This window comes from Erwinia sp. E602 (genome assembly GCF_018141005.1).
Lineage (GTDB): Bacteria > Pseudomonadota > Gammaproteobacteria > Enterobacterales > Enterobacteriaceae > Erwinia.
In genome coordinates, this window is record NZ_CP046582.1 from 1,656,873 (window position 1) to 1,678,949 (window position 22,077).

At 58.9% G+C, this 22,077-nt stretch carries 14 protein-coding genes and 1 riboswitch; of the genes, 5 read left to right on the forward strand and 9 right to left on the reverse strand.

All coding sequences use genetic code 11. The annotated features are described in order from the left end of the window. The first annotated feature begins 16 nt into the window (after window positions 1-16). Together GKQ23_RS08995 and GKQ23_RS09000 are read left to right on the forward strand one after the other, a co-directional pair. On the forward strand, window positions 17-1,906 hold the full coding sequence (locus tag GKQ23_RS08995; protein WP_212410433.1) for a hypothetical protein: 1,890 nt from the start codon (window positions 17-19) through the stop codon (window positions 1,904-1,906). Between the two features lies 1 nt (window position 1,907). Continuing rightward, entirely contained in the window at window positions 1,908-2,909 is a 1,002-nt protein-coding gene (locus GKQ23_RS09000; protein ID WP_212410435.1) for an acyltransferase, read from the forward strand. A gap of 33 nt (window positions 2,910-2,942) precedes the next feature. Here the strand turns inward: GKQ23_RS09000 and GKQ23_RS09005 are convergent, their stop codons facing one another. Further along, window positions 2,943-4,022, reverse strand: a complete 1,080-nt coding sequence (locus GKQ23_RS09005; RefSeq protein WP_212410437.1) for an acyltransferase — start codon at window positions 4,020-4,022, stop codon at window positions 2,943-2,945. A gap of 520 nt (window positions 4,023-4,542) precedes the next feature. After that, window positions 4,543-4,642: riboswitch (TPP riboswitch) on the forward strand. 41 nt (window positions 4,643-4,683) lie between these two features. Between GKQ23_RS09005 and thiM the strand changes: the two genes are divergently transcribed. From thiM to GKQ23_RS09020, 3 genes are all read left to right on the forward strand, one after another. Next, on the forward strand, window positions 4,684-5,475 hold the full coding sequence (gene thiM / locus GKQ23_RS09010) for a hydroxyethylthiazole kinase (protein ID WP_212410439.1): 792 nt from the start codon (window positions 4,684-4,686) through the stop codon (window positions 5,473-5,475). Beyond that, window positions 5,472-6,272 carry a bifunctional hydroxymethylpyrimidine kinase/phosphomethylpyrimidine kinase gene (gene thiD / locus GKQ23_RS09015; RefSeq protein WP_212410441.1) on the forward strand — a complete coding sequence of 267 codons (801 nt, stop codon included), beginning with the start codon at window positions 5,472-5,474 and terminating at the stop codon, window positions 6,270-6,272. Before thiM ends, thiD begins: the two co-directional genes overlap by 4 nt. Window positions 6,273-6,809: 537 nt before the next feature. Beyond that, window positions 6,810-8,123 carry a TDT family transporter gene (locus GKQ23_RS09020; protein ID WP_212410443.1) on the forward strand — a complete coding sequence of 438 codons (1,314 nt, stop codon included), beginning with the start codon at window positions 6,810-6,812 and terminating at the stop codon, window positions 8,121-8,123. On the opposite strand, the gene yegS is transcribed toward GKQ23_RS09020, so the two are convergent. The 8 genes from yegS to GKQ23_RS09060 all read right to left on the reverse strand — a co-directional run bounded on the left by yegS (window position 8,020) and on the right by GKQ23_RS09060 (window position 21,870). Further along, window positions 8,020-8,919, reverse strand: coding sequence for a lipid kinase YegS (gene yegS / locus GKQ23_RS09025; RefSeq protein WP_212410446.1), 900 nt, complete (start codon window positions 8,917-8,919; stop codon window positions 8,020-8,022). The genes GKQ23_RS09020 and yegS overlap by 104 nt on opposite strands. Before the next feature lie 287 nt (window positions 8,920-9,206). After that, a complete protein-coding gene (gene yegQ, locus GKQ23_RS09030) occupies window positions 9,207-10,586 on the reverse strand; it encodes a tRNA 5-hydroxyuridine modification protein YegQ (RefSeq protein ID WP_212411706.1) in 1,380 nt (459 codons plus the stop codon). Between the two features lie 220 nt (window positions 10,587-10,806). Next, window positions 10,807-11,511, reverse strand: a complete 705-nt coding sequence (gene baeR, locus GKQ23_RS09035; protein ID WP_056233295.1) for a two-component system response regulator BaeR — start codon at window positions 11,509-11,511, stop codon at window positions 10,807-10,809. A 12-nt stretch (window positions 11,512-11,523) separates the two neighbouring features. After that, the gene (gene baeS, locus GKQ23_RS09040) at window positions 11,524-12,909 is read right to left on the reverse strand and encodes a two-component system sensor histidine kinase BaeS (protein WP_212410448.1); all 1,386 of its coding nucleotides are present in this window, start codon (window positions 12,907-12,909) and stop codon (window positions 11,524-11,526) included. Next, on the reverse strand, window positions 12,909-14,315 hold the full coding sequence (gene mdtD, locus GKQ23_RS09045; protein WP_212410450.1) for a multidrug transporter subunit MdtD: 1,407 nt from the start codon (window positions 14,313-14,315) through the stop codon (window positions 12,909-12,911). Before mdtD ends, baeS begins: the two co-directional genes overlap by 1 nt. Before the next feature lie 126 nt (window positions 14,316-14,441). Further along, window positions 14,442-17,507: a multidrug efflux RND transporter permease subunit MdtC gene (gene mdtC / locus GKQ23_RS09050; protein ID WP_212410452.1), complete on the reverse strand. Its 3,066-nt coding sequence runs from the start codon at window positions 17,505-17,507 to the stop codon at window positions 14,442-14,444. Beyond that, entirely contained in the window at window positions 17,504-20,623 is a 3,120-nt protein-coding gene (locus GKQ23_RS09055) for an MdtB/MuxB family multidrug efflux RND transporter permease subunit (RefSeq protein ID WP_212410454.1), read from the reverse strand. The genes mdtC and GKQ23_RS09055 overlap by 4 nt, the downstream gene beginning before the upstream one ends. After that, a complete protein-coding gene (locus GKQ23_RS09060; RefSeq protein ID WP_212410458.1) occupies window positions 20,623-21,870 on the reverse strand; it encodes an MdtA/MuxA family multidrug efflux RND transporter periplasmic adaptor subunit in 1,248 nt (415 codons plus the stop codon). The genes GKQ23_RS09055 and GKQ23_RS09060 overlap by 1 nt, the downstream gene beginning before the upstream one ends. Between the last annotated feature and the right edge of the window lie 207 nt (window positions 21,871-22,077).

Below are 22,077 nucleotides of genomic sequence, written 5' to 3' on the forward strand. Positions count from 1 at the left end.
TAATATCGGAGCTAACTTGAAACGTAGAAACTTTTTTAAGCTCTTCGGATTGTTAACGGTTGGAACTGCTACTGCTACTGCTAAAGAAACATTGAATAAGTCACCTGTCAATGAAGGAGGAGATTTACATCCGCACTTAGAGGGTATAGATACTACGGGGAAAGAGGATGCTTCTTTAGGGCTTTCACGCTTAGTTTTGCAAGCACTTAAAGAGCGTAAAAGCATAAAGTGCCGCTCAAGTGACATTTTTCTTTTAAAATCACCAATATTTTTCCCCTATCTAAACGACCGATATAATAAAGCTTTATTCCGACATGTCTTCGATGCTTGCAATGCACGGTTTTATCCTGGGAATCATAACATTGAGTTATTCAAAATATCTCGTCCGCAAACGACGATAAAGAATGTTAGAGTATGTAATGATGACTCAACTCGATTTAGTAAGAATTACTCTGGTGTAACTGCATTCTCATTCAGTTCCTTAGATGATTCTTATATGGGTTATATGTATTGTACATTAATGGATATTGATATTAGTGGCGTTAATATTGCAATAAAAATGCAACCTGGTCCCTCACCATTAAAAAATGGTAAGTACGACTCCACAGGTGCTTACTACTGTTCCTTTGAAAGGATACACGTAGTCAATTCTTGGTATTTTACATATTTGAAAAACAGCTTGACTCCCGATAATAGTGTCAACCGCAATTGGTACCGAGATTGCAGCCATCAGGGAGGCTTGGTATCATTTTACGGGGAATCCCATTCTGGTGGTGATATCGTTGTTGAAAACTTTCTCGCTGAGACGATTAATTGGTCTCCAAGAAAGGGTACTATTAAGGATCTCGCATATACATCATCAGTAGTTTGGGGGGAGGTAGATAGGTTAAGGAAATTTTTTGCATTCCAGAATGCTCGCTTCCTGAACTGTGTTTTTGAGGGCGATCATAATTCTGTCCCTAATTATTTTATGCCTGCAGATGGTTGCGTGGGTATAAGAGTTACAAATCTCATTTCACCTTATCGTGGACAACTTTTAGGCACAGGTAACGATAAAAATCTTTTTCCTCTAATTAATAATTCTTTACCTGACGGTGTTGAGACACATTCAGGTTCACTAAGATTACAGAATCCTAAGTCTGGGATTGAATTTCCTGATGATGTCGAGTCTGGCTATAATTCTAGACTAGCGTTCCAGATGTACGATGGTTTGACTCAGCTATCCCTTACAGGTTTTCAGGCTAAAAAAGAACGTACTATTAATCAATCTAATTGGTCATTTCAAATTTGGGATTTTACAACAAAGAAACAATGGGAAGGTGTGTTTGGACTTCCTTCGAAAATAAGTGTTGGTAGTATTAATTATTCAAATTTTTCCGAGATTCATTTTGGCACTAAGCTTTCTTTCTTAAACAAGGAAGGGATTTCTCTGTCATTTGAGAATAATAAAAACGAACATAAACTTACCTTTAATAAACTACCATTGATAATTAACACCGAAAATCAGCCTTCTTTAACTTTCGGTCAGTATGCCATAGATATCGGAACCTACCTAAGTCCTCTTTCAAGCATCACTGTTTCTGATGGTTTATATCACTCTAAAAAATCGCTAGAACGTAAAAAACAATTTCACACCAACGGTGAAATATTATCCGCTTGGGATAAATACAGGCAATTGTACTCTGATGTATTTTCATTGGATGGTGATATCAATACTATTGTCGGTAATATAAATGAGGCGTTCACAACTGAGGGGGTTAATCCTGAGTTAATAGGGCTAATAAAGTCATCTTCAGCTGAGGGAAACAACGGTGGACTGCTGAATATTATTAATTGTTTACTGCTGGAAATTAACCTCATTAATAAAAAGCTTCATGAGCTCTCATCTGATAAAACAGAGAAATGATATGCATCAAAATAAAATGTATACAATACAGATACTAAGAGGGATAGCTGCTTTAAGTGTTGTTTTCTCACACTCATCGCATAAGCTTGCACAAACCAAACTGTTCACTTCTGACTTTTTCTCTTTCGCAGGATTTGGTGTTGATATTTTCTTCATGATTTCAGGCTTCATTATGATGTTCATCACTGGAGTTGATGCTAAAGATAACAAAAATAGAAATATATTGAGTTTTTTTAAAGACAGAATTATAAGAATAATACCTTTGTATTGGTTTTTTACCATTCTGTCTTTGGCTATTTTTTGTATAATGCCTGGATCAATAAACTCATCAGGCGGTGATACCGGAATATTGCAATCATTCATCCTTCTCCCGGTTCCGAATGGAACAAAATTTCTTATACAAAATGGCTGGACTCTAACATATGAGTTCCTTTTTTATTTCGCATTCTCTTTTTTCTTGGTTCGGACAGATAGAGAGAAATTGATATTTGTTCTACTGACTTTTTTGGCTATAGATGTTTCATCTTCATTTTTTGGTCTGCAAAGCTTTGCTTCATATAGTATCAAGTATGAATTTATCCTGGGGATAGGGCTTTACCTGTTTTTCAAGAAGGACTATTTATATGCCGTTTTAGCATTTTTGCTAGCTTATTCTATAGCTTTCTTCAATACAGGTTTAGGCGGGAGAGTGCTTAATGAAGGTTTACATGCTTTCATATTAGTATTAATGTTTTTAGTAGTTGAAAACAAATTTTCCTGGAAAGGTCCGGTATCTTTGTTTTTACTATTTTTAGGTGACATCTCTTTTAGCCTTTATCTTTCGCATCCATTTGTCATCCAAGGAATTTCGATTTTAAATAGCCACCTTTCTCTCAATGTATATGTCGTTTTTGTATTGATGGTTCTATGTTCTATAATTTTCGGATACTTGATCTACACTCTACTAGAAAAGAAAATGGTAAGTTTTTTCAAAAATAAAAAACTAAAAAAAGTTACTGTGTAAATAAAAGGAAGGTGATTACACCTTCCTTTTTTTTTAGCCAGTGAAGGTTTGCTTAATAAATACAGATAGCTTTTTATTACTAATTTTTTTGGATATGTATGTTATGATTCTTCTCTGAAAGTAATATACTGTTATTGGTAGTATTATTGCAATGCACCATTTCAGATAGAAAATATTCATAACACCACTTATCCTAAAGTATTCTACAATAGGAATGTGCCAGAAATAAATCCATATTGTATTGGATGATAGGTAAATAATCGAATCTTTTATGCGGCCACTCAAATAAGATGCTACTTTTGACATTATTAATTCAATTAAAGGAATAGTTGTCAAGGCATAAAAAATGTACACTGATTGCGGTGGGTACTTATAGTCTTGTGGATATATATACCCCCCTGTGATTTTAATTGCGAACATTTCAATGACAACCAGAGCTAGTAAGCTGATGACAAAGATCTGAATTTTCACCTTCGTATCAAAGCTTTTATATCTATAACCTAGCATAAACAGTGCACCATACGATATGGCTGGTAATATGATCTCATCTATAGGAAATCTTACAAATTTGCTAGAGAAGTCATTACTTGCTTGAAATATGATACTTGCAGAAATAATCATTAAAAATGAAAAGTTAACTAACCCACAGTTTTTGAACCGCCCTGATATTTTAATATAAAATGGTGAGAGCAAAGCAATCATCAAAAATATTCGCATAATCCAGACGTATCCGATGCCATTAACCATTGCATAAGAATGGATAATTTTTGATAAGGTTAGGAATTCGAAAAAAATCTCAATTTTACATATATAAATAGTGAGGAAAAAAATTGTCAGAAAAGCCCATGCTGGAAATGCTAATCTTCTAATTCTCGAGGAAAAGTACTCGGTGATGCTTATTTCTTTTTTCTCTGATGCAAAGTATGCCATTCCTGAAATAAAAACCATCAATGGAACATCAAAGGATCTGAGTTGAAAAATGGAGAATGGGGGAGATACATGCGCTAAAATGATTAAAAATAGGCCTGTAACCCTCAAAAGATCAATTCTTAGGTCTCTATCTGTTTTTATGGTTGACATGAAATTTCTCTCTGGTCTGTTTTTAATATGCATTGTATTTCAATGAAATTTACAGGGGGGACTATACCTGAGGCAAGTATACCATATCATAACTCTACTGAATATACTTTTGATTTCCTCTCTTGTATGCTTGATAAGGGCTTGATGCGAACTGTTCAGAACAGAATTATGAAAGTGTTACGTCTTTCTATATCTTGAGTTTGTTATAAATCCATCACTTTTTGAAAGAATGTGGTTAATTAAATGCAGACTTTTCTTAATGACATATTAGATAAATCTCTAATTAATTCTTCACTATATGCATGATCAAATTTTTTATCCATCTAATTTCCGTCATATCAAACTAGTTTTTTTCCTTTTGCGAATTATTCATTCTCGCTAAATGGTTTCTTGATCGTTTCACCTCTCTGTTTCTTCATCTCAGCTAAACTGCCAGTTTCTAGAGCGTCTGCAGAATGGAACGGTACTTAAGCTTATGGGCTGCAATGTGCTCTGCAGCAAGATTACTACTCCCTTGCTTTCCCCCATCCCCCTCCCTTATCCTGTCCCGCGCAACTATGACTCGGGGTGCCCTTGCTTAACCGCAGGCTGAGATAAAACCCGTACCACCTGAACTGGATAATGCCAGCGGAGGGAAGTCAGATGCCCCAGCCCGTGCTGGCATCGCCTTCTTGAACGCCGGTTGGGAGAGAAGATGAGCCAACCCGTACCCCTCGGCCACGCAGATGTGGCCCGTTCGCTGGCGCTGTTCCGCCAGCATGCCCCGTTAATTCACTGTATGACCAACGACGTAGTGCAGACCTTTACCGCCAACGTGCTGCTGGCCGCCGGTGCCTCGCCGGCGATGGTCATCGATCCGGAAGAAGCCGCGCAGTTCAGCGCGATTGCCGATGCCTTACTGATTAACGTCGGCACCCTGACGCGTGAACGCAGCGAAGCGATGCTGGCGGCGGTGGCCGCTGCCAGCGGGGCAGGGCGCAGCTGGGTGCTGGACCCGGTCGCGGTGGGCGCACTCTCATTCCGCACCGCCTTCTGCCATCAGCTGCTCACCCTTAAACCGTCCGCCATTCGCGGCAACGCATCGGAGATCCTCGCGCTGGCCGGATTGGCCGCGGGCGGGCGCGGCGTGGATACGCAGCACGGCTCCGATGCGGCGCTGGCGGCGGCGGTACGGCTGGCGCAGGAGAGCGGGGCGATCGTCGCGGTGACCGGCGAAGTCGACTACGTTACCGACGGCAGCCGCACCCTGGCGGTAGCCGGTGGTTCACCGCTGCTGACCCGGGTGGTTGGCACCGGCTGCGCGCTCTCGGCGCTGGTCGCCGGCTTTGCCGCGCTGCCGGGCGATCGGCTGGTACACGTTGCCAGCGCCTGCCGGGTGGTGGCGCTGGCCGGTGAACGTGCCGCCGCGCAGGCGGCCGGGCCCGGCAGCTTTATCCCGGCGTTCCTCGATGCCCTCTCTCTGCTCGACCCGGAGGCGCTGGTATGAAACGCATCAATGCCCTGACCATTGCCGGCACCGATCCGAGCGGCGGCGCCGGTATCCAGGCCGATCTGAAAACGTTCTCGGCGCTGGGCGCGTACGGCACCAGCGTGGTGACCGGCCTGGTGGCGCAGAACACCCGCGGCGTGCAGTCGGTGTACCGCATCGAACCGGCCTTTGTCGGCGCGCAGATCGACTCGGTGCTGTCGGACGTGCGTATTGATGCGCTGAAGATCGGCATGCTGGCGGAGAGCGATATCGTCCGGGTGGTGGCACAGCGCCTGCGCGAGTCGTCGGTGCCCTGGGTGGTGCTGGATACGGTGATGCTGGCCAAAAGCGGCGATCCGCTGTTATCCAGCGAGGCGGTCGCCACCCTGCGCGAGGCGCTGCTGCCGCAGGTCTCCCTGATTACCCCCAACCTGCCGGAAGCGGCGGCGCTGCTGGAGTGCGCCCCGGCGGTCAATGAACAGCAGATGCAGGATCAGGGCAGGGCGCTGCTGGCGCTCGGCTGCGGTGCGGTGCTGATGAAGGGCGGCCACCTCAGCGACGCCGAAAGCCCGGACTGGCTGTTCACCCGCGAACGGGCGATGCGTTTTACCGCGCCGCGCGTCAACACCCGCCACACCCACGGTACCGGCTGCACGCTTTCCGCCGCGCTGGCCGCGCTGCGCCCGCGCCACAACAGCTGGGAAGAGACGGTCCCCGCCGCCAAAGCCTGGCTGCAGGGCGCGCTGCAGGCGGCCGACTCGCTGGAGGTCGGCCACGGCATCGGTCCGGTGCACCACTTTTACCAGTGGTGGTAACGCCTCCCTGTTGGCTGTTGTGTTGCTGTTAAGGGCATCGCTTTTCGGCAGGATACCGAAGATTAAGTAGTAGAAGCTGTCTGGTCTGGTCTGGTCTGATTTTTTTTGTTTTTAAAACAGCGACGCAGAAAATAGCAGGCAATCGGGGTTTATCCGGATAAGCGGACCTTCGGGCACAGGGAGGTGCCCGGCAGAGCCCAGGGACGTTACTGGCGTGTCCGCGTTCCGGATAAACCCCGATTAGCCGGGCACCAAAACCTGAAGCGACCCGGCCCAAAAGCCACCCCCCGATTAACCAGGCACCGAAACCCGCAGCGACCAGCGGCCCAAAAGCCCCCCCCGATTAACCAGGCACCGAAACCCCCAGCAACCAGCGGCCTCAAAACGATCCCCCATCCCGCACAAATACCTTAAAAAATGATGATTAACTCAATTTAAACCACTTTAAGCGGTAGATTCCATCGCCATAAGTCGTTTCCCGGAATCCGGGATTAGAACGTAGAGTAACGCTGTCGTATCACCTGCGAGATAACAATAATGAGCACAACGATCCCAGCATTACATAGCGGCTGCCGCCCGCTGGCCGCCCTCCGCGGCCCGAAAGAGGCCATCCGCCAGTTCACCCCCAACTGGTTCGCCGCCACCATGGGCACCGGCATCCTCGCGCTGGCGCTGGCCGCCCTGCCGTGGCAAATCCCCGGCCTGCACGCCGTCGCCGAAGGACTGTGGCTGCTCAACATCGTCCTGTTCAGCCTGTTCACGCTGCTCTACCTTGCGCGCTGGGTAATGTACTTCGACGAAGCCAAACGCATCTTTGGCCACTCTACCGTCTCGATGTTCTTCGGCACCATCCCGATGGGGCTGGCGACCATCATCAACGGCCTGCTCACCTTCGGCCTGCCGCGCTGGGGCGTCGACGTCATCGCCGTGGCGCACGCGCTCTGGTGGCTGGACGTGGCGATGTCGCTGCTGTGCGGCATCTGCATCCCCTACATGATGTTCACCCGCCAGCAGCACAGCATCGACCAGATGACCGCCGTCTGGCTGCTGCCGGTGGTCGCCGCCGAAGTCGCCGCGGTCAGCGGCGGCCTGCTGGCCCCGCACCTGGCGGACAGCGCCGCGCAGCTGCACACGCTGATCGCCAGCTACGTCCTCTGGGCGTTCTCGGTACCGATCGCGATGAGCATCCTGGTGATCCTGCTGCTGCGCATGGCGCTGCACAAACTGCCGCATCAGAGCATGGCGGCCTCAAGCTGGCTGGCGCTCGGCCCGATCGGCACCGGCGCGCTGGGCATGCTGGTAATCGGCGGCGACGCCCCGGCGATCTTCGCCGCCAACCACCTGCCGGCGATCGCCAGCATGGCGCAGGGCTTCGGCCTGATCGCCGGCCTGCTGTTCTGGGGCTGCGGACTGTGGTGGATGCTGCTGGCGCTGCTGATCACCGCCCACTACCGCCATGACGGCATCCCGTTTAACCTCGGCTGGTGGGGCTTCACCTTCCCGCTGGGCGTCTTCGCCCTCACCACTCTGAAACTGGCTACCCTGGTGGACGTCAGCTTCTTCCGCCTCTTCGGCGCGCTGCTCACCGGCCTGCTGGCGCTAATGTGGCTGCTGGTCGCCAGCAAAACCGCCCGCGGCGCATGGACCGGCACGCTGTTTGTCTCCCCCTGCATCGCCGGGCTCAACAAAACCCCCGATAAGCCGGGCACCGTACTCAAAGCGACCCGGCCCCAAAGCGCTCCGAATGCTACGCCAGCAGCTCACACGACGGCGGCAACCGGCACTCCAGCGCATCCGGCAACACCTCAATGCGAAACTCCTTCCCGCTCAGCGGCTCACCATCCAGATTAAACGTCATCTCATGCGGCGCGCTAATCGTCAGCCACGGCAGCGACGCCGTAATCATATTCGGGTCCTTCTCCTCGCTGGTTAACCGGTGCAACAGCGTCGGCAACAGCTCCTGCGACGTCACCACGCTCAGCTCCAGCTTACCGTCGTTAATCAGCGCGCTCGGGCACAACTGCTGACCGCCGCCCGCCTGACGACCGTTGCCAATCCCGATCACCAGCGCATCACCCTGCCAGCTGAAATCCGGCCCGCTAATCTCACAGCGATCGGCCTTCAACTGATCGATACGCATCAACCCGTGAATAAAGTACGACACCCCGCCCAGCGCCGACTTCAGCTTCTCCGGCGTCTCGGTGGTGATCCGCGTACCAAACCCGCCGGTCGCCATATTAATAAAGTAACGATCGTCATTTACCTTCGCCAGATCGATAGGCGTCGCGCGGCCAAAAATCGCCAGCCGCAGCGCCGCTTCCAGCTCCGCCGGAATACCGCAGCTGGTGGCAAAATCGTTGGCGGTACCCAGCGGCACCAGACCCAGCACCGGACGATTGCCCGCCGGCAGACGCGCCAGCGCGGTCGCCACCTCGTTAATCGTCCCGTCGCCGCCGGCGGCAACCACCGTCGCCGCACCGCGCGCCAGCGCCTCACGCACGTAGCGATCGCCGTCGCCGTGCTCCCAGGTCACGCGCACTTCCAGCGCCGCGCCTTCATCACGCAGGGCGCTAATCGCCGCGCGCAGCTCTTCATTACCGGCGCTCTTGCCGTTCAGAATCGCCAGCGTAAGAGGTTGTGTTTCCATTTTATATTCCTGAAAGGTCAACGGATTGCATCAACATATAGCACATCCTGCCGCCAGCGGGTAACGGCCGGTCAAAAGTGAAGGGAATTTCAGAAAAAGAGAAGCCCGCACGGGGGAGCCGGGCGGGCCTAATGAGGTGGTTCTGACCGGGAACCTGCACGCTGCTGATGCGTAAGCCGCGTGGGGGAGATAACCGGATAACGCCTTTTTAATTCGTCGTTAGAAGCGGGTGCATCATAACCGGGAAGTCGCCGGTAAGATGTGACGTCAATCAAAAATCATTTACATTATGAAACTTCTTTCGCCAGATTGCTTAGCTCAGCCGGGTCTGCGGCGGCGGGCAGATTGCGCACCAGCAGCGCAAACGCCACTTCAACCGTCTCCGGCAGCGGCAGCCACACCCGGTGGCCGTTGCCCGGTGCCACGCTTACCGGCTGGCCCTTACCGTTCTCCATCTGCGCCAGCGTAAAGTGCAGATTGCCCGCCGGGGTCATCAGCTCCAGGCTGTCGCCGGTGCTGAACCTGTTCTTCACCTCAACCTCCGCCAGCGTACCGCGCCGCTCGCCGGTAAACTCGCCGACAAACTGCTGGCTGTCGGAAACCGAGTGGCCAGAGTCATAGTTCTGGTAGCTGTCGTGGGTGTGGCGGCGCAGAAAACCCTCTGTATAGCCGCGGTGCGCCAGCCCGTCCAGCGACTGCAACAGCTGTGGATCGAAAGGGTTACCGGCGGCGGCGTCGTCAATCGCGCGGCGGTACACCTGGGCGGTGCGCGCGCAGTAGTAGTGCGACTTGGTGCGCCCCTCAATCTTCAGCGAATGCACGCCAAGCTGCGTCAGCCGCTCCACGTGCGCCACCGCGCGCAGATCCTTCGAGTTCATAATGTAGGTGCCGTGCTCGTCCTCAAAGGCGCTCATCACCTCGCCGGGGTGCTGCGCCTCCGTCAGGGTAAACACCTTCGCGGTCGGCTGGCCGCAGCCCAGCGTCGGCGCGCGTTCCTGCACCGTCACCGGCCGCGCGGCGTCAACGATATTGCCCAGCGCATCTTCCCGCGCCTCCTGCACGTCGTACTGCCAGCGGCAGGCGTTGGTGCAGGTGCCCTGGTTAGGGTCGCGCTTGTTGATATAGCCGGAGAGCAGGCAGCGGCCGGAGTAGGCCATGCACAGCGCGCCGTGCACGAAAATCTCCAGCTCCATCTCCGGTACCTCGCGGCGGATCTCCGCAATCTCCTCCAGCGACAGCTCGCGCGACAGGATCACCCGGGTCAGCCCCAGCTGCTGCCAGAACTTTACCGTCGCCCAGTTGACCGCGTTGGCCTGCACCGACAGGTGAATATCGACCTGCGGAAACGCCTCGCGCACCAGCATAATCAGGCCGGGATCGGACATAATCAGCGCGTCCGGCCCCATGGCGACAACCGGTTCCAGGTCGCGGATAAAGGTCTTCAGCTTGGCGTTGTGCGGCGCGATATTCACCACCACGTAGAACTTCCTGCCCAGCGCGTGAGCCTCGGCGATGCCGGTGGCGAGGTTGGCGTGATTAAATTCGTTATTGCGCACGCGCAGGCTGTAGCGCGGCTGCCCGGCGTACACGGCGTCGGCACCGTAGGCGAAGGCGTAACGCATATTGCGCAGCGATCCGGCAGGGGAGAGCAGTTCGGGTTTAAACATCATGTGGTCTCGGTGTGGTTGCAGGTGGTCACCCTGCAGCAGCGCACCGCCACGCGTTGTTAAGCTATCTCAGCGGCCGCTGCGGGGCCGGGGGCAGCGCTGCCAGCTTCATTTCTGAAGCTGGCAGCGCTGCCAGCTTCATTTCTGAAGCTGGCCGGAGCAGGGCGGTGACGCAGTAAAGCGGGAGATTTTACGGGGCAGGATAGGAGCAGGTGTTGATCTACATCAAACGGCAGACGTCGGCTTCCCAGCGGTAGCCCATGCCGTACACGGCACGGATAAACGGCTGATTAGCGTCCAGCAGCTCCAGCTTGCGGCGCAGGTTTTTAATGTGGCTGTCGATGGTGCGGTCGGTGACCACCCGGTAGTCGTCATACAGCTGATTCAGCAGCTGCTCGCGTGAGAACACCTTGCCCGGCTCCTGGGCCAGCGTTTTCAGCAGGCGAAACTCGGCCGGGGTCAGGTCCAGCGGCTTATCGTCCCAGCTGGCCTGAAAGCGGTGCTCGTCCATCTTCAGCAGCGAGGCCTGTTGGGCTTCCTCCGCCGGGCGCAGGCAGCGCTTAAGGATGGTTTTCACCCGCGCCACCGCCTCACGCGGGCTGAACGGCTTGCAGATATAGTCGTCCGCGCCGATCTCCAGACCCAGCAGGCGGTCGATCTCTTCGGTTTTGGCGGTAACCATAATCACCGGCATCTCGCTGAAGCGCCGCAGCTCGCGGCACACCGACAGGCCGTCAAGGCCCGGCAGCATCAGGTCCAGCAGCATCAGGTCCGGCGAGTGCTGCTTCACCCACGGCAGCACCTCGTCGCCGCGCAGCAGGTGGTGGGTGCGGTAGTTGGCGGCGTGCAGATAGTCGATCAGCAGCTGGCCGAGTTTTGGTTCATCTTCCACGATTAAAATCAGTGGTGCGGTTGGCTCAGTCATCGCGGCTCCCGGTCAGTGTGGCTTGTGCGGTAAGGATAGGGTAACGCGCAGCCCGCCGTCAGGCGAGTGCTGCGCGGTAATGGTGCCGTCGTGGGCCTCGGCAATGTTCTGGCAGATCGACAGCCCCAGCCCGGAGCCGCCGCTGGCGCGGTTGCGCGAGCTTTCGGCGCGGTAGAAGCGCTCGAACAGCTGGCCGAGCTGCTCGTCGCTGACGCCGGGGCCGCTGTCGTCAAACCGCAGGTGGTTGCCTCCGGTATCGGTCTGCAGGCTGATGGTCAGCCCGCCGCCGCCGTCGGTATAGCGCAGGCTGTTCTCCAGCAGGTTAGTAAACAGCTGCATCAGGCGGTCCGGATCGCCAAACTGCGGCGCTTCATCGGGCAGCTGCAGATCCAGCGCCAGCCCGCGCTGCTCAAAGCGGTGGCGGAAGCTGGCGCAGACCATCTCGACCAGCGGCACCAGGTCGGTGTCGCTTTTGCGGTAGGCCAGCGCCCCCTCGTCGGAGAGCGACAGCTGGTGCACGTCGTCCACCAGCCGGGTCAGGGTGGTGACCTCGCTCTGCAGCGAGAGAATCGACTCCGGGGTCATCTTACGCACGCCGTCCTGAATCGCCTCCAGCTCGCCGCGCAGGATCGCCAGCGGCGTGCGCAGCTCGTGGGAGATATCGGCCATAAAGGCGCGGCGCATGCTCTCGTTCTTCTCCAGCGTGCCGGCCAGCCGGTTAAAGTCCTGGCCCAGCCGCCCCAGCTCGTCGCGGCTGCTGGCCTGCACGCGGGTGGCAAAGTTGCCCGCCGCCAGGTGGTGGGTGCCCTCCACCAGCCGTTTAACCGGGGCCAGCAGGCCGCGCGCCATCAGCCAGGTGACCAGCGCCGCCAGCAGGGTAGTCAGCCCGACGATCAGCCAGCTGGTGCGGCTCTGCTGCTGGTCAAAGTTGATGTCGGCGCTGCGGGTCAGCGTCTCCGACGACGAGCCGACCACCCAGCCGACCACCTTGCCGTTGCTGGTGGTGATATTGCGCCGGGTGCCCTCCGGCGACGGATCGCCTCTGGGGCCGATCATCACTTTATACTGCTGATCGAGCACCCAGAACTGCGTGCGCCAGCCGTGCGGCGGCAGGGGTTTACTGGCGTCCGGGTTCTGCTCCAGCGAACGCAGGATGGTAAACACCATGCGGTTGTTGTTGCGCAGAAAATCCCAGCTGCCGTGCGCCTCGTACTGATCGGCCAGCGCGTCGCTCAGCAGCACCAGCCGCTGCTCGTTACCGCGCTTAATGTAGTCGATAAAGCCGTGCTCGAAGCTCAGCCGCATCCCCCAGTGCATGATAATCACCACCAGAATGCAGGTGGAGAAGATGGCGGTAAACAGCTTGGCGCTGATGCCAAAACGCAGTCGGGCGAACATTACGATCTCCTCCGGCGCGCCAGCGGCGCGTTAAGGTCAGATTCCGGCGGCACGCGCCAGAACACCGCGGCCGGCAGCAGGATCACCAGCGCCATGCACAGATAGGTGTAGATAAAGGCCTCCTGCAGCAGCGGGCTGCCCGCCGCGCCCTGGTGACCAAAGGTGCCGAGCAGCAGCCCGGCCACGGTCACGCCGATGCTCATCGACAGCTGCATCACCATCGACAGCAGGCTGTTGCCCTCGCTGGCCTGCGCGTCCGGCAGCGCCTTCAGCGTCAGGGTGTTCATCGCCGAGAAGCGGATGGCGTTGACCATCCCCTGCAGGAACAGCACCACCGGCAGCAGCAGATCCCAGCCGAGCAGCGCCACCAGCGGGAACAGCAGTACCACCAGCGCCAGCGCGGCGGTGGAGCCGGTCAGCACGTTGCGGTAGCCAAAGCGGTTGACGATGCGCACCACGATGCGCTTCATGCCCATATTGCCCAGCACCATCGGGATCATCATCAGCCCGGCGTGCAGCGGGCTGTAGCCCATGCCGATCTGCAGGAAAATTGGCGTCATAAACGGCAGCATGCCGCTGCCGATGCGCCCGGCCAGGCTGCCGAGCAGGCCGATGGTGTAAATGCGGTTATCAAACAGCGTCAGGCTGAACAGCGCGCGCTCGTTGTGGCGGGCGTGCAGCAGGTAGAACAGCAGCGAAAATACCCCGCCGAGGATCAGCACGCACAGCAGCAGCGGCGACATACCCTCACCGCGCTGGCCGTCCAGCGCCAGCGTCAGCCCGGCCATGCCGGCCGCCAGCAGCAGATAGCCGGCGAAGTCGAAGCGTCGCGTGGCGACGGTAAAGTTGGTCATCAGCATCAGCGTGGCCACCGCGCCGATCGCCCCCACCGGGATGTTGATCAGGAAGATCCAGTGCCAGCTGGCGTATTCGACCAGCACCCCGCCCAGCGCCGGGCCGAGCAGCGGGCCAATCTGCCCCGGCAGGGTGACGAAGGTCATCGCCGCCATATACTCGGCGCGCGGCACCAGCCGCATCACCGTCAGGCGGCCCACCGGCACCATCATCGCGCCGCCGATGCCCTGCAGCACCCTTGAGAGGATCAGCTGGTCCAGGCTGGTGGAGAGGGCGCAGCACAGCGAGCCGACGCTGAACAGGATAATGGCGCTGAAGAACACGTTGCGCACGCCGAAGCGATCGGCCAGCCAGCCGCTGACCGGCAGCATGATGGCGACGGTCAGCACGTAGGAGACGATCACCGAATGCATATTCAGCGGGCTTTCGCCGAGGCTGGCGGCCATCGACGGCAGCGCGGTGTTAACGATGGTGGTATCCAGCGTCTGCATAAAGAAGCCAAACGCCACGATCCACAGCTGCCAGCGCACAGAGGCCGGATGAGTCGCCATGTCAGCCCCCCGAAACATCGGTAACAGGGCGCTGAACGCCGGTCTGCCGGGCAGAAAGGCCGGCGTCCTGCGCCGGAATTTTTCTCTGTAGATCGGGGTGACTGAGTGGGGGCATCAGCGTCTCCTTTATTCCGCAACCGGCTGCATTTTAGCCTTGCGCCGCAGCTTATTCATTGCCAGGAATACCACCGGCGTGGTGTAGAGCGTCAGCAGCTGGCTCATCACCAGCCCGCCGGCGATGGTGATGCCCAGCGGCTGGCGCAGCTCCGCGCCGTCGCCGGCGCTGAACACCAGCGGCAGCGCGCCGAACAGCGCCGCCAGGGCGGTCATCATAATCGGCCGGAAGCGCAGCAGGCTGGCCTGAAATATGGCCTCGCGCGGGCTGGCCCCGCCGCGCTGCGCCTGCAGGGCAAAGTCGACCATCATAATCGCGTTCTTCTTGACGATGCCGATCAGCAGCAGAATGCCGATCAGCGCAATCAGGCTGAACGGCGTGCCAAACAGCTGCAGCGCCAGCAAGGCACCTACCCCGGCAGAGGGCAGGGTGGAGAGAATGGTCAGCGGGTGCACGTAGCTCTCGTAAAGGATGCCGAGCACGATGTAGACGGTGGCGACGGCCGCCAGCAGCAGCCACAGCTGGCTGCCCTGCGACTGTTCGAACTCGGCGGCGGTGCCGGAGAAGCTGCCGCGCACGCTGGAGGGCACCCCGAGCGCGGTGACGCTGCGGTCGATGGCGGCCGACGCCTCGGAGAGCGACACCCCTTCCGGCAGGTTAAACGAAATGGTCGAGGCGGCCGACAGCCCTTCGTGGTTCACCGACAGCGGCGCGTTGGCCGGTGCCCAGCTGGCAAAGTACGACAGCGGGATCGGCTTGCCGTCGGCGTTGATCACGTACATCTGATCCAGCGCGCTGATGTCCTGGGTCCAGCGCGGATCGACCTCCATCACCACCTTGTACTGGTTGAGCGGCTGGTAGATGGTGGAGATCTGCCGCTGGCCGAAGGCGTTGTTCAGCAGGCCGTTAACGTCGGCGACGTCGATGCCCAGCCGCGCCATGCTCTCGCGGTCGTAGGTCAGCGCCATCTCCGCGCCGCCGTCCTGCTGATCGGAGTTCACGTCGGCCAGCTGCGGCAGCGCGGCAAAGGCGCGGCGGATTTTCGGCTCCCACTCGCGCAGCGCGGCCAGATCGTCGGAGAGCAGGCTGTACTGATAACCGGCGTTCGACTCGCGGCCGCCGACGCGCAGGTCCTGCACCGCCATCAGATACAGGTTGGCCCCCGGCTCCTTCGCCAGCTTGCCGCGCAGGCGGGCGATCACCTGCTGCGCGCTCTCCCCGCGTTCGCTGAGCGGCTTCAGCGAGATAAACATCGAGCCGCTGTTGGTGCGGAAGCCGCCGGTAAAGCCGACCACGTTCTCCACCGCCGGATCGTCACGCACGATGCGCATAAAGTCCTGCAGCTTGCCGCGCATCGCCTGGAACGAGATGCTCTGGTCGGCCTGGATAAAGCCGTTCAGCCGCCCGGTGTCCTGCTCCGGCATAAAGGTCTTCGGGATGCTGATAAACAGCCAGACGTTAAGGCCGATGGCGGCAACAAACACCAGCAGCGTCCAGCGCGGGTGGTTAAGCACCCGCTGCAGGCTGCGGCCGTAGCCGCGCTGCAGGCCGGTGAGCAGGCGGCCAAAGCCGCGGATGCGCGGCTGCCGGCGCGGCGGCGTTTTACGCAGCAGGTGGGCGCAGAGCATCGGCGTCAGCGTCACCGAAATCAGCAGCGAGATGGCGATCGCCACCGACAGGGTGACGGCAAATTCGCGGAACAGACGGCCGGGCAGCCCGCCGAGCAGCAGCAGCGGAATAAATACCGCCACCAGCGACACGCTCATCGACACCACGGTAAAACCGACCTCGCGCACCCCCTGCAGCGCCGCCTGCAGCGGCTTCATCCCCGCCTCGACGTGGCGCGAGATGTTCTCCAGCACCACGATGGCGTCATCGACCACAAAGCCGGTGGCGATGGTCAGCGCCATCAGCGACAGGTTATTCAGGCTGAAGCCGCACAGGTACATGGCGGCAAAGGTGCCGATCAGCGACACCGGCACCGCCAGCGCCGGGATCAGCGTGGCGCGCACCGAGCGCAGGAAGGCGAATACCACCAGGATCACCAGCGCCACCGCAATCACCAGCGTCTGCTCCACCTCATGCAGCGAGGCGCGAATGGTTGGCGAGCGGTCCTGCGCCAGCTCCAGGCTGATCGAGGCCGGCACGATCCTGTTCAGCACCGGCAGCTGGGCGCGGATGCGGTCAACGGTTTCGATAATGTTGGCGTCCGCCGATTTGCGGATCATCAGCAGGATCGCCGGCCTGCCGTTGGCCATGCCGGCGTTGCGCACGTCCTGCACCGAGTCGCTGACCGTCGCCACGTCCTGCAGCCGCACCGCCGCGCCCTTGTTATAGTGCACCACCAGCGGCTGGTATTCGGCGGCGGTCTGCAGCTCGTCGTTGGTCTTCAGCTGCCAGCGCTGCTGCTTATCCTCGATCGCTCCCTGCGGGCGGCGCACGTTGGCGTTGGCAATCGCCTCGCGCACCGCGTCCAGCGACACGCCCTGGCTGAACAGCGCCTGCGGGTTGAGATCGACCCGCACCGCGGGCAGCGAGCTGCCGCCGACGCTGACGTCACCGACCCCCTCAATCTGCGCCAGCTTCTGCGCCAGCTGGGTCGAGGCGTAGTCGTAGAGCTGCCCCTGCGAGAAGGTGTCTGAGGTCAGCGTCAGAATCATAATCGGCGCGTCGGACGGGTTGGCCTTGCGGTAGGTCGGCCGCCCCGGCATGCCGCTCGGCAGCAGGCTCTGCGCGGCGTTAATCGCCCCCTGCACGTCGCGGGCGGCGCCGTTGATGTCGCGGTCAAAGTCGAACACCAGGATCACCCGCGTGCTGCCGAGCGAGCTGCTGGAGGTCATCTCACTGACCCCGGCGATGCGCCCCAGCGCCCGCTCCAGCGGCGTGGCTACCGACGACGCCATGGTCTCCGGCGAGGCGCCGGGCAGCGAAGCGGAGACCACGATCACCGGAAAATCGACGTCCGGCAGCGGCGACACCGGCAGCATGCGGAAACCCAGCCCGCCGGCCAGCAGGATCGCCAGCGTCAGCAGCAGGGTGGCCACCGGCCGGTGGATAAACAGCGCGAAGAATCTCACTCGGCCTCCGGGCGGGCCAGGCGGCGGCGGGTGGCGTGGGCCAGCCGGTCAAACAGCAGGTAGATTACCGGGGTGGTAAACAGCGTCAGCACCTGGCTGACGATTAAGCCGCCGACCATTGCGGTGCCCAGCGGCTGGCGCAGCTCGGCGCCGACGCCCGAGCTGAACATCAGCGGCAGCGCGCCAAACAGCGCCGCCAGCGTGGTCATCAGAATCGGCCGGAAGCGCAGCAGGCACGCCTGGTAGATGGCGTCGTACGGCGTCATCCCCTGCTCGCGTTCGGCGGCCAGCGCGAAGTCGATCATCATGATGGCGTTCTTCTTAACGATGCCGATCAGCAGGATGATGCCGATTATCGCGATCACGTCCAGCTCGTGGCCGCTGAACATCAGCGCCAGCAGCGCGCCGACCCCGGCGGTGGGCAGGGTGGAGAGGATGGTCACCGGATGGATAAAGCTCTCGTACAGCACGCCAAGCACGATATACATCGCCACCACCGCCGCGACGATCAGCCAGACGGTGCTGGAGAGCGCCGCCTGGAAGGCGAGGGTGCTGCCCTGGAACTGGGTCATGAGATCGGCGGGAAGCTGCAGATCCTGTTCGGCGCGGGTAATGGCGTTGACCGCCTGCTCCAGCGAATAACCGTCGCTGACGTTAAACGAGAAGGTGGTCGACGGGAACTGGTCGAGATGGTTGATGGTCAGCGCACCGTGGCGCTGCTCGACGCGGGCGATGGCGCTGAGCGGCACGCTGCCGCCGTCGCTGCTTTTCAGCCGCACGCTCTGCAGCGCCGCCAGCCCCGGCGTGGCGCTGGTGTCGTGCTCCAGCACCACCCGGTACTGGCTGGCCTGGGTGTAGATGGTGGAGATCAGCCGCTGGCCGAAGGCGTTATACAGCGCGTTATCGACGTCCGCCATCGAGATGCCGAGGCGGCTGGCGGTGTCGCGATCGACGCGGATAAACGCCTCCAGCCCCTGGTCCTGCCAGTCGCTGCTGACGTCCTGCAGCTCCGGCAGCTGTCGCAGCTCTTCCAGCAGCGGCGGCACCCAGCGGCTTAACGCGTCGAGGCTGCCGGCCTGCAGGCTGAACTGATACTGGGTGCGGCTGGCCTGGGTGTCGATGGTCAGATCCTGCACCGGCTGCAGATAGAGGCTCACCCCCGGCAGCCCGGCCACCTGCTGCTGCAGGCGGGCGATCACCGCCGGAATGCGGTCTTCGCGTTCATCCAGCGGCTTGAGGTTGATCTGCAGGCGGCCGCTGTTCAACGCCGGGTTAGTGCCGTCGACGCCGATAAACGAGGTCAGGCTTTTCACCGCCGGATCTTTCATAATCACGGAGGCCACCGCCTGCTGGCGCTGCGCCTGACTTGCAAACGACACCGACTGCGGCGTCTGCACCGTGCCCTGAATAATGCCGTTATCCTGCAGCGGGAAGAAGCCTTTCGGGATCAGCAGCCACAGCAGCACGGTCAGCGCCAGGGTGGCAAAGGCCACGCCCAGCGTCAGCCACGGATGGTTCAGCACCCGGGTCAGCAGCCGGCCATAGCGGGCGATGATCCGCTCAAACAGCGCTTCGCTGGCGCGTGAGAAGCGGTTCTGCCTGCGCAGCGATTCCGCGCTGAGCATGCGCGCGCACATCATCGGCGTCAGGGTCAGCGACACCACCGCCGAGATCAGAATGGCGATCGCCAGCGTCATCGCAAACTCGCGGAACAGCCGGCCAACGATATCGCCCATAAACAGCAGCGGGATCAGCACCGCAATCAGCGAGAAGGTCAGCGAGATAATGGTAAAGCCGATCTCACCCGCGCCCTTCAGCGTTGCCGCCAGCGGCTTCTCGCCCTTTTCGATATAGCGCGAGATGTTCTCGATCACCACAATCGCGTCGTCGACCACAAAGCCGGTGGCGATGGTCAGCGCCATCAGCGTCAGGTTGTTGACCGAGAAGCCGAGGAAGTACATCACCGCAAAGGTGCCGATCAGCGACAGCGGCACCGCCACGGCGGGGATAATGGTCGCCGCCACGTTGCGCAGAAACAGGTAGATAATCATCACCACCAGCGCGATCGCCAGCAGCAGCTCAAACTGCACGTCGCTGACCGAGGCGCGAATGTTGGTGGTGCGGTCGGTAAGCAGCTGCACCTCAACCGACTTCGGCAGCGAGGCGGTCAGCGCCGGCAGCATGCGGCGGATATTATCGGCGGTATCAATGATGTTCGCCCCCGGCTGGCGCTGCACGTTGAGTACGATCGCCGGCTGGCGGTTGGCCCAGGCCCCCAGCCAGCTGTTCTCCGCCCCCTGTTCCACGGTCGCCACGTCGCCGAGGCGCACCGGCGAACCGTTCTGCACGCTGACGATTAACTGGCGGTAGCCTTCAGCGGTTTTAATCTGGTCGTTGGCCGACAGGGTAATGGCGCGTTCCGGGCCGTCGAGGCTGCCTTTGGCCGAGTTGACGTTGGCGTTGCTGATGGCGGTCCGCACCGTCTCGCTGCTGATGCCGAGCGCCGCCAGCGCCTGGGCGTTCAGCTTCACCCGCACCGCCGGGCGCTGGCCGCCGGAGAGGGTCACCAGCCCGACGCCGCTCACCTGCGAGATCTTCTGCGCCACGCGGTTCTCCACCATATCCTGCACCTGGGTCATCGGCAGGCTGGTGGAGGTGACGGCGAGGGTCATGATCGGCGGGTCCGCCGGATTAACCTTGTTATAGACCGGCGGGTTGGGCAGGTCGCCGGGCAGCAGGTTGGTGGCGGCGTTAATTGCCGCCTGCACCTCCTGCTCGGCGACGTCCAGCGACAGCGACAGCTGGAACTGCAGCGTCACCACCGACGCGCCGCCGGCGCTCTGCGACGCCATCTGCTTGAGGCCGGACATCTGGCCGAACTGGCGCTCCAGCGGCGCGGTGATCGCCGAGGTGACCACGTCCGGGCTGGCACCGGGATAGAGCGTTACCACCTGAATGGTCGGGTAGTCGACTTCCGGCAGCGCCGAGACGGGCAGGGCGCGGTAGCCGATAATACCGGCCAGCAGGATCGCCACCATCAGCAGGGTGGTCGCCACCGGGCGCAGAATAAAGTGGCGCGACGGGCCGCCGCCGGGCGTGGGTGTCATCGCCTCCATCAGTCGCTGGCTCCCTTCGCCGGCTGGGCGTGGCGCGCCGAGGTCAGCGGCGTCGACTGCGGCGCCACCACCTCAACCTTCGCCCCCTCGGTCAGCCGGTCGATGCCGTCGGTCACCACCTGTTCACCGGCGTTCAGCCCGTCGGTAATCACCGCTTTTTCACTGTCCTGGAAACCGGCGGTGACCGCCTTCTTGCTGACCTTGCCTTCGCCGTTCACCACCCAGACAAAGTGGCCCTCGCTGCCCATCTGCAGGCCGGCCGGCGGGATCACGATGGCGTTTTCCAGCGTGCTGGCCTGCAGGCGGGCGTTGACAAACTGGTTGGGGAACAGCGTATCGTCCTGGTTATCGAAACGCGCCTTTACCTTAACGGTGCCGGTGGTGGTGTCGATCTGGTTATCGAGGCTCAGCAGGCGGCCGCTGGTCAGCAGGCGGGTGTTGCTGCGGTCCCAGGCTTCTACCCGCACCTCGCCGCTCTTCTGCGCGCTGAGCACGCTGGCGATATCGCTCTCCGGCAGGGTGAAGATCAGGTCAATCGGGTGGGTCTGGGTGATCACCACGATGCCGGTGGTGTCGCCCGACGAGATGTAGTTACCGACGTCGACCTGTTTCAGGCCAACGCGCCCGGCGATCGGCGCGGTGACGCGGCTGTAGCTGAGGTTGAGCTGAGCGCTGGCGACGCTACCCTCGTCGGCTTTAATGGTGCCGAGGGTTTCGCTGACCAGCGCGCGCTGGGTGTCCAGCTCCTGCTGCGAAACGAGGCTGGTTTTCGCCAGCTTTTCATAGCGGGCGAGATCGCGACGGGCGTTGGCCAGCGTCGCCTGGTCTTTTGCCAGCTGCCCCTGGGCCTGGGTCAGCGCCACCTGGTACGGGCGCGGGTCGATCTCCGCCAGCAGCTGCCCGGCTTTCACTTCCTGGCCTTCCGTAAAGTGCAGCGCCAGCAGGTCGCCCTCCACCCGGCTGCGCACCGTGGCGGTACCAGCGGCGGTGACGGTGCCCAGCCCGGAGAGGTACTGCGGGACGCTCTGTTCACGCGCGACCGCCGCCTGCACCGGCGCGGCGGTGCCGCCACCCGCACCGCGCCGCCCGCCGCCCGCCCCTTTACCGCGCTGCCCCTGTTCTCCGGCGCTGGCCGCTGGCGCGCTGCTCTCTGCGCCGTGCTGATGCCACCAGTAAACGCCGCCGCCGATCAGGGCAGCAATGATAATCGCAAGGGGGATTAGCGGCACACGACGCTGTTTTTTCATGAAATGTTGCTCTCCGGTAGCAGGGACACAGGCCCAGGCGGGGCAAGCGGGCACCCGCAAAATAGTGAAGTAAGTCTAGCTAAAATCGCAGCGTGAATAATGAAGAGAATAAGGATAACTGTATAGCGGTGTAATCCCTAATAAAACAGGGGGTTGACGTTTTTGTCGGCTGAAGAGCCAGGCCGCTATAGCCGGGTTTACCCGGCT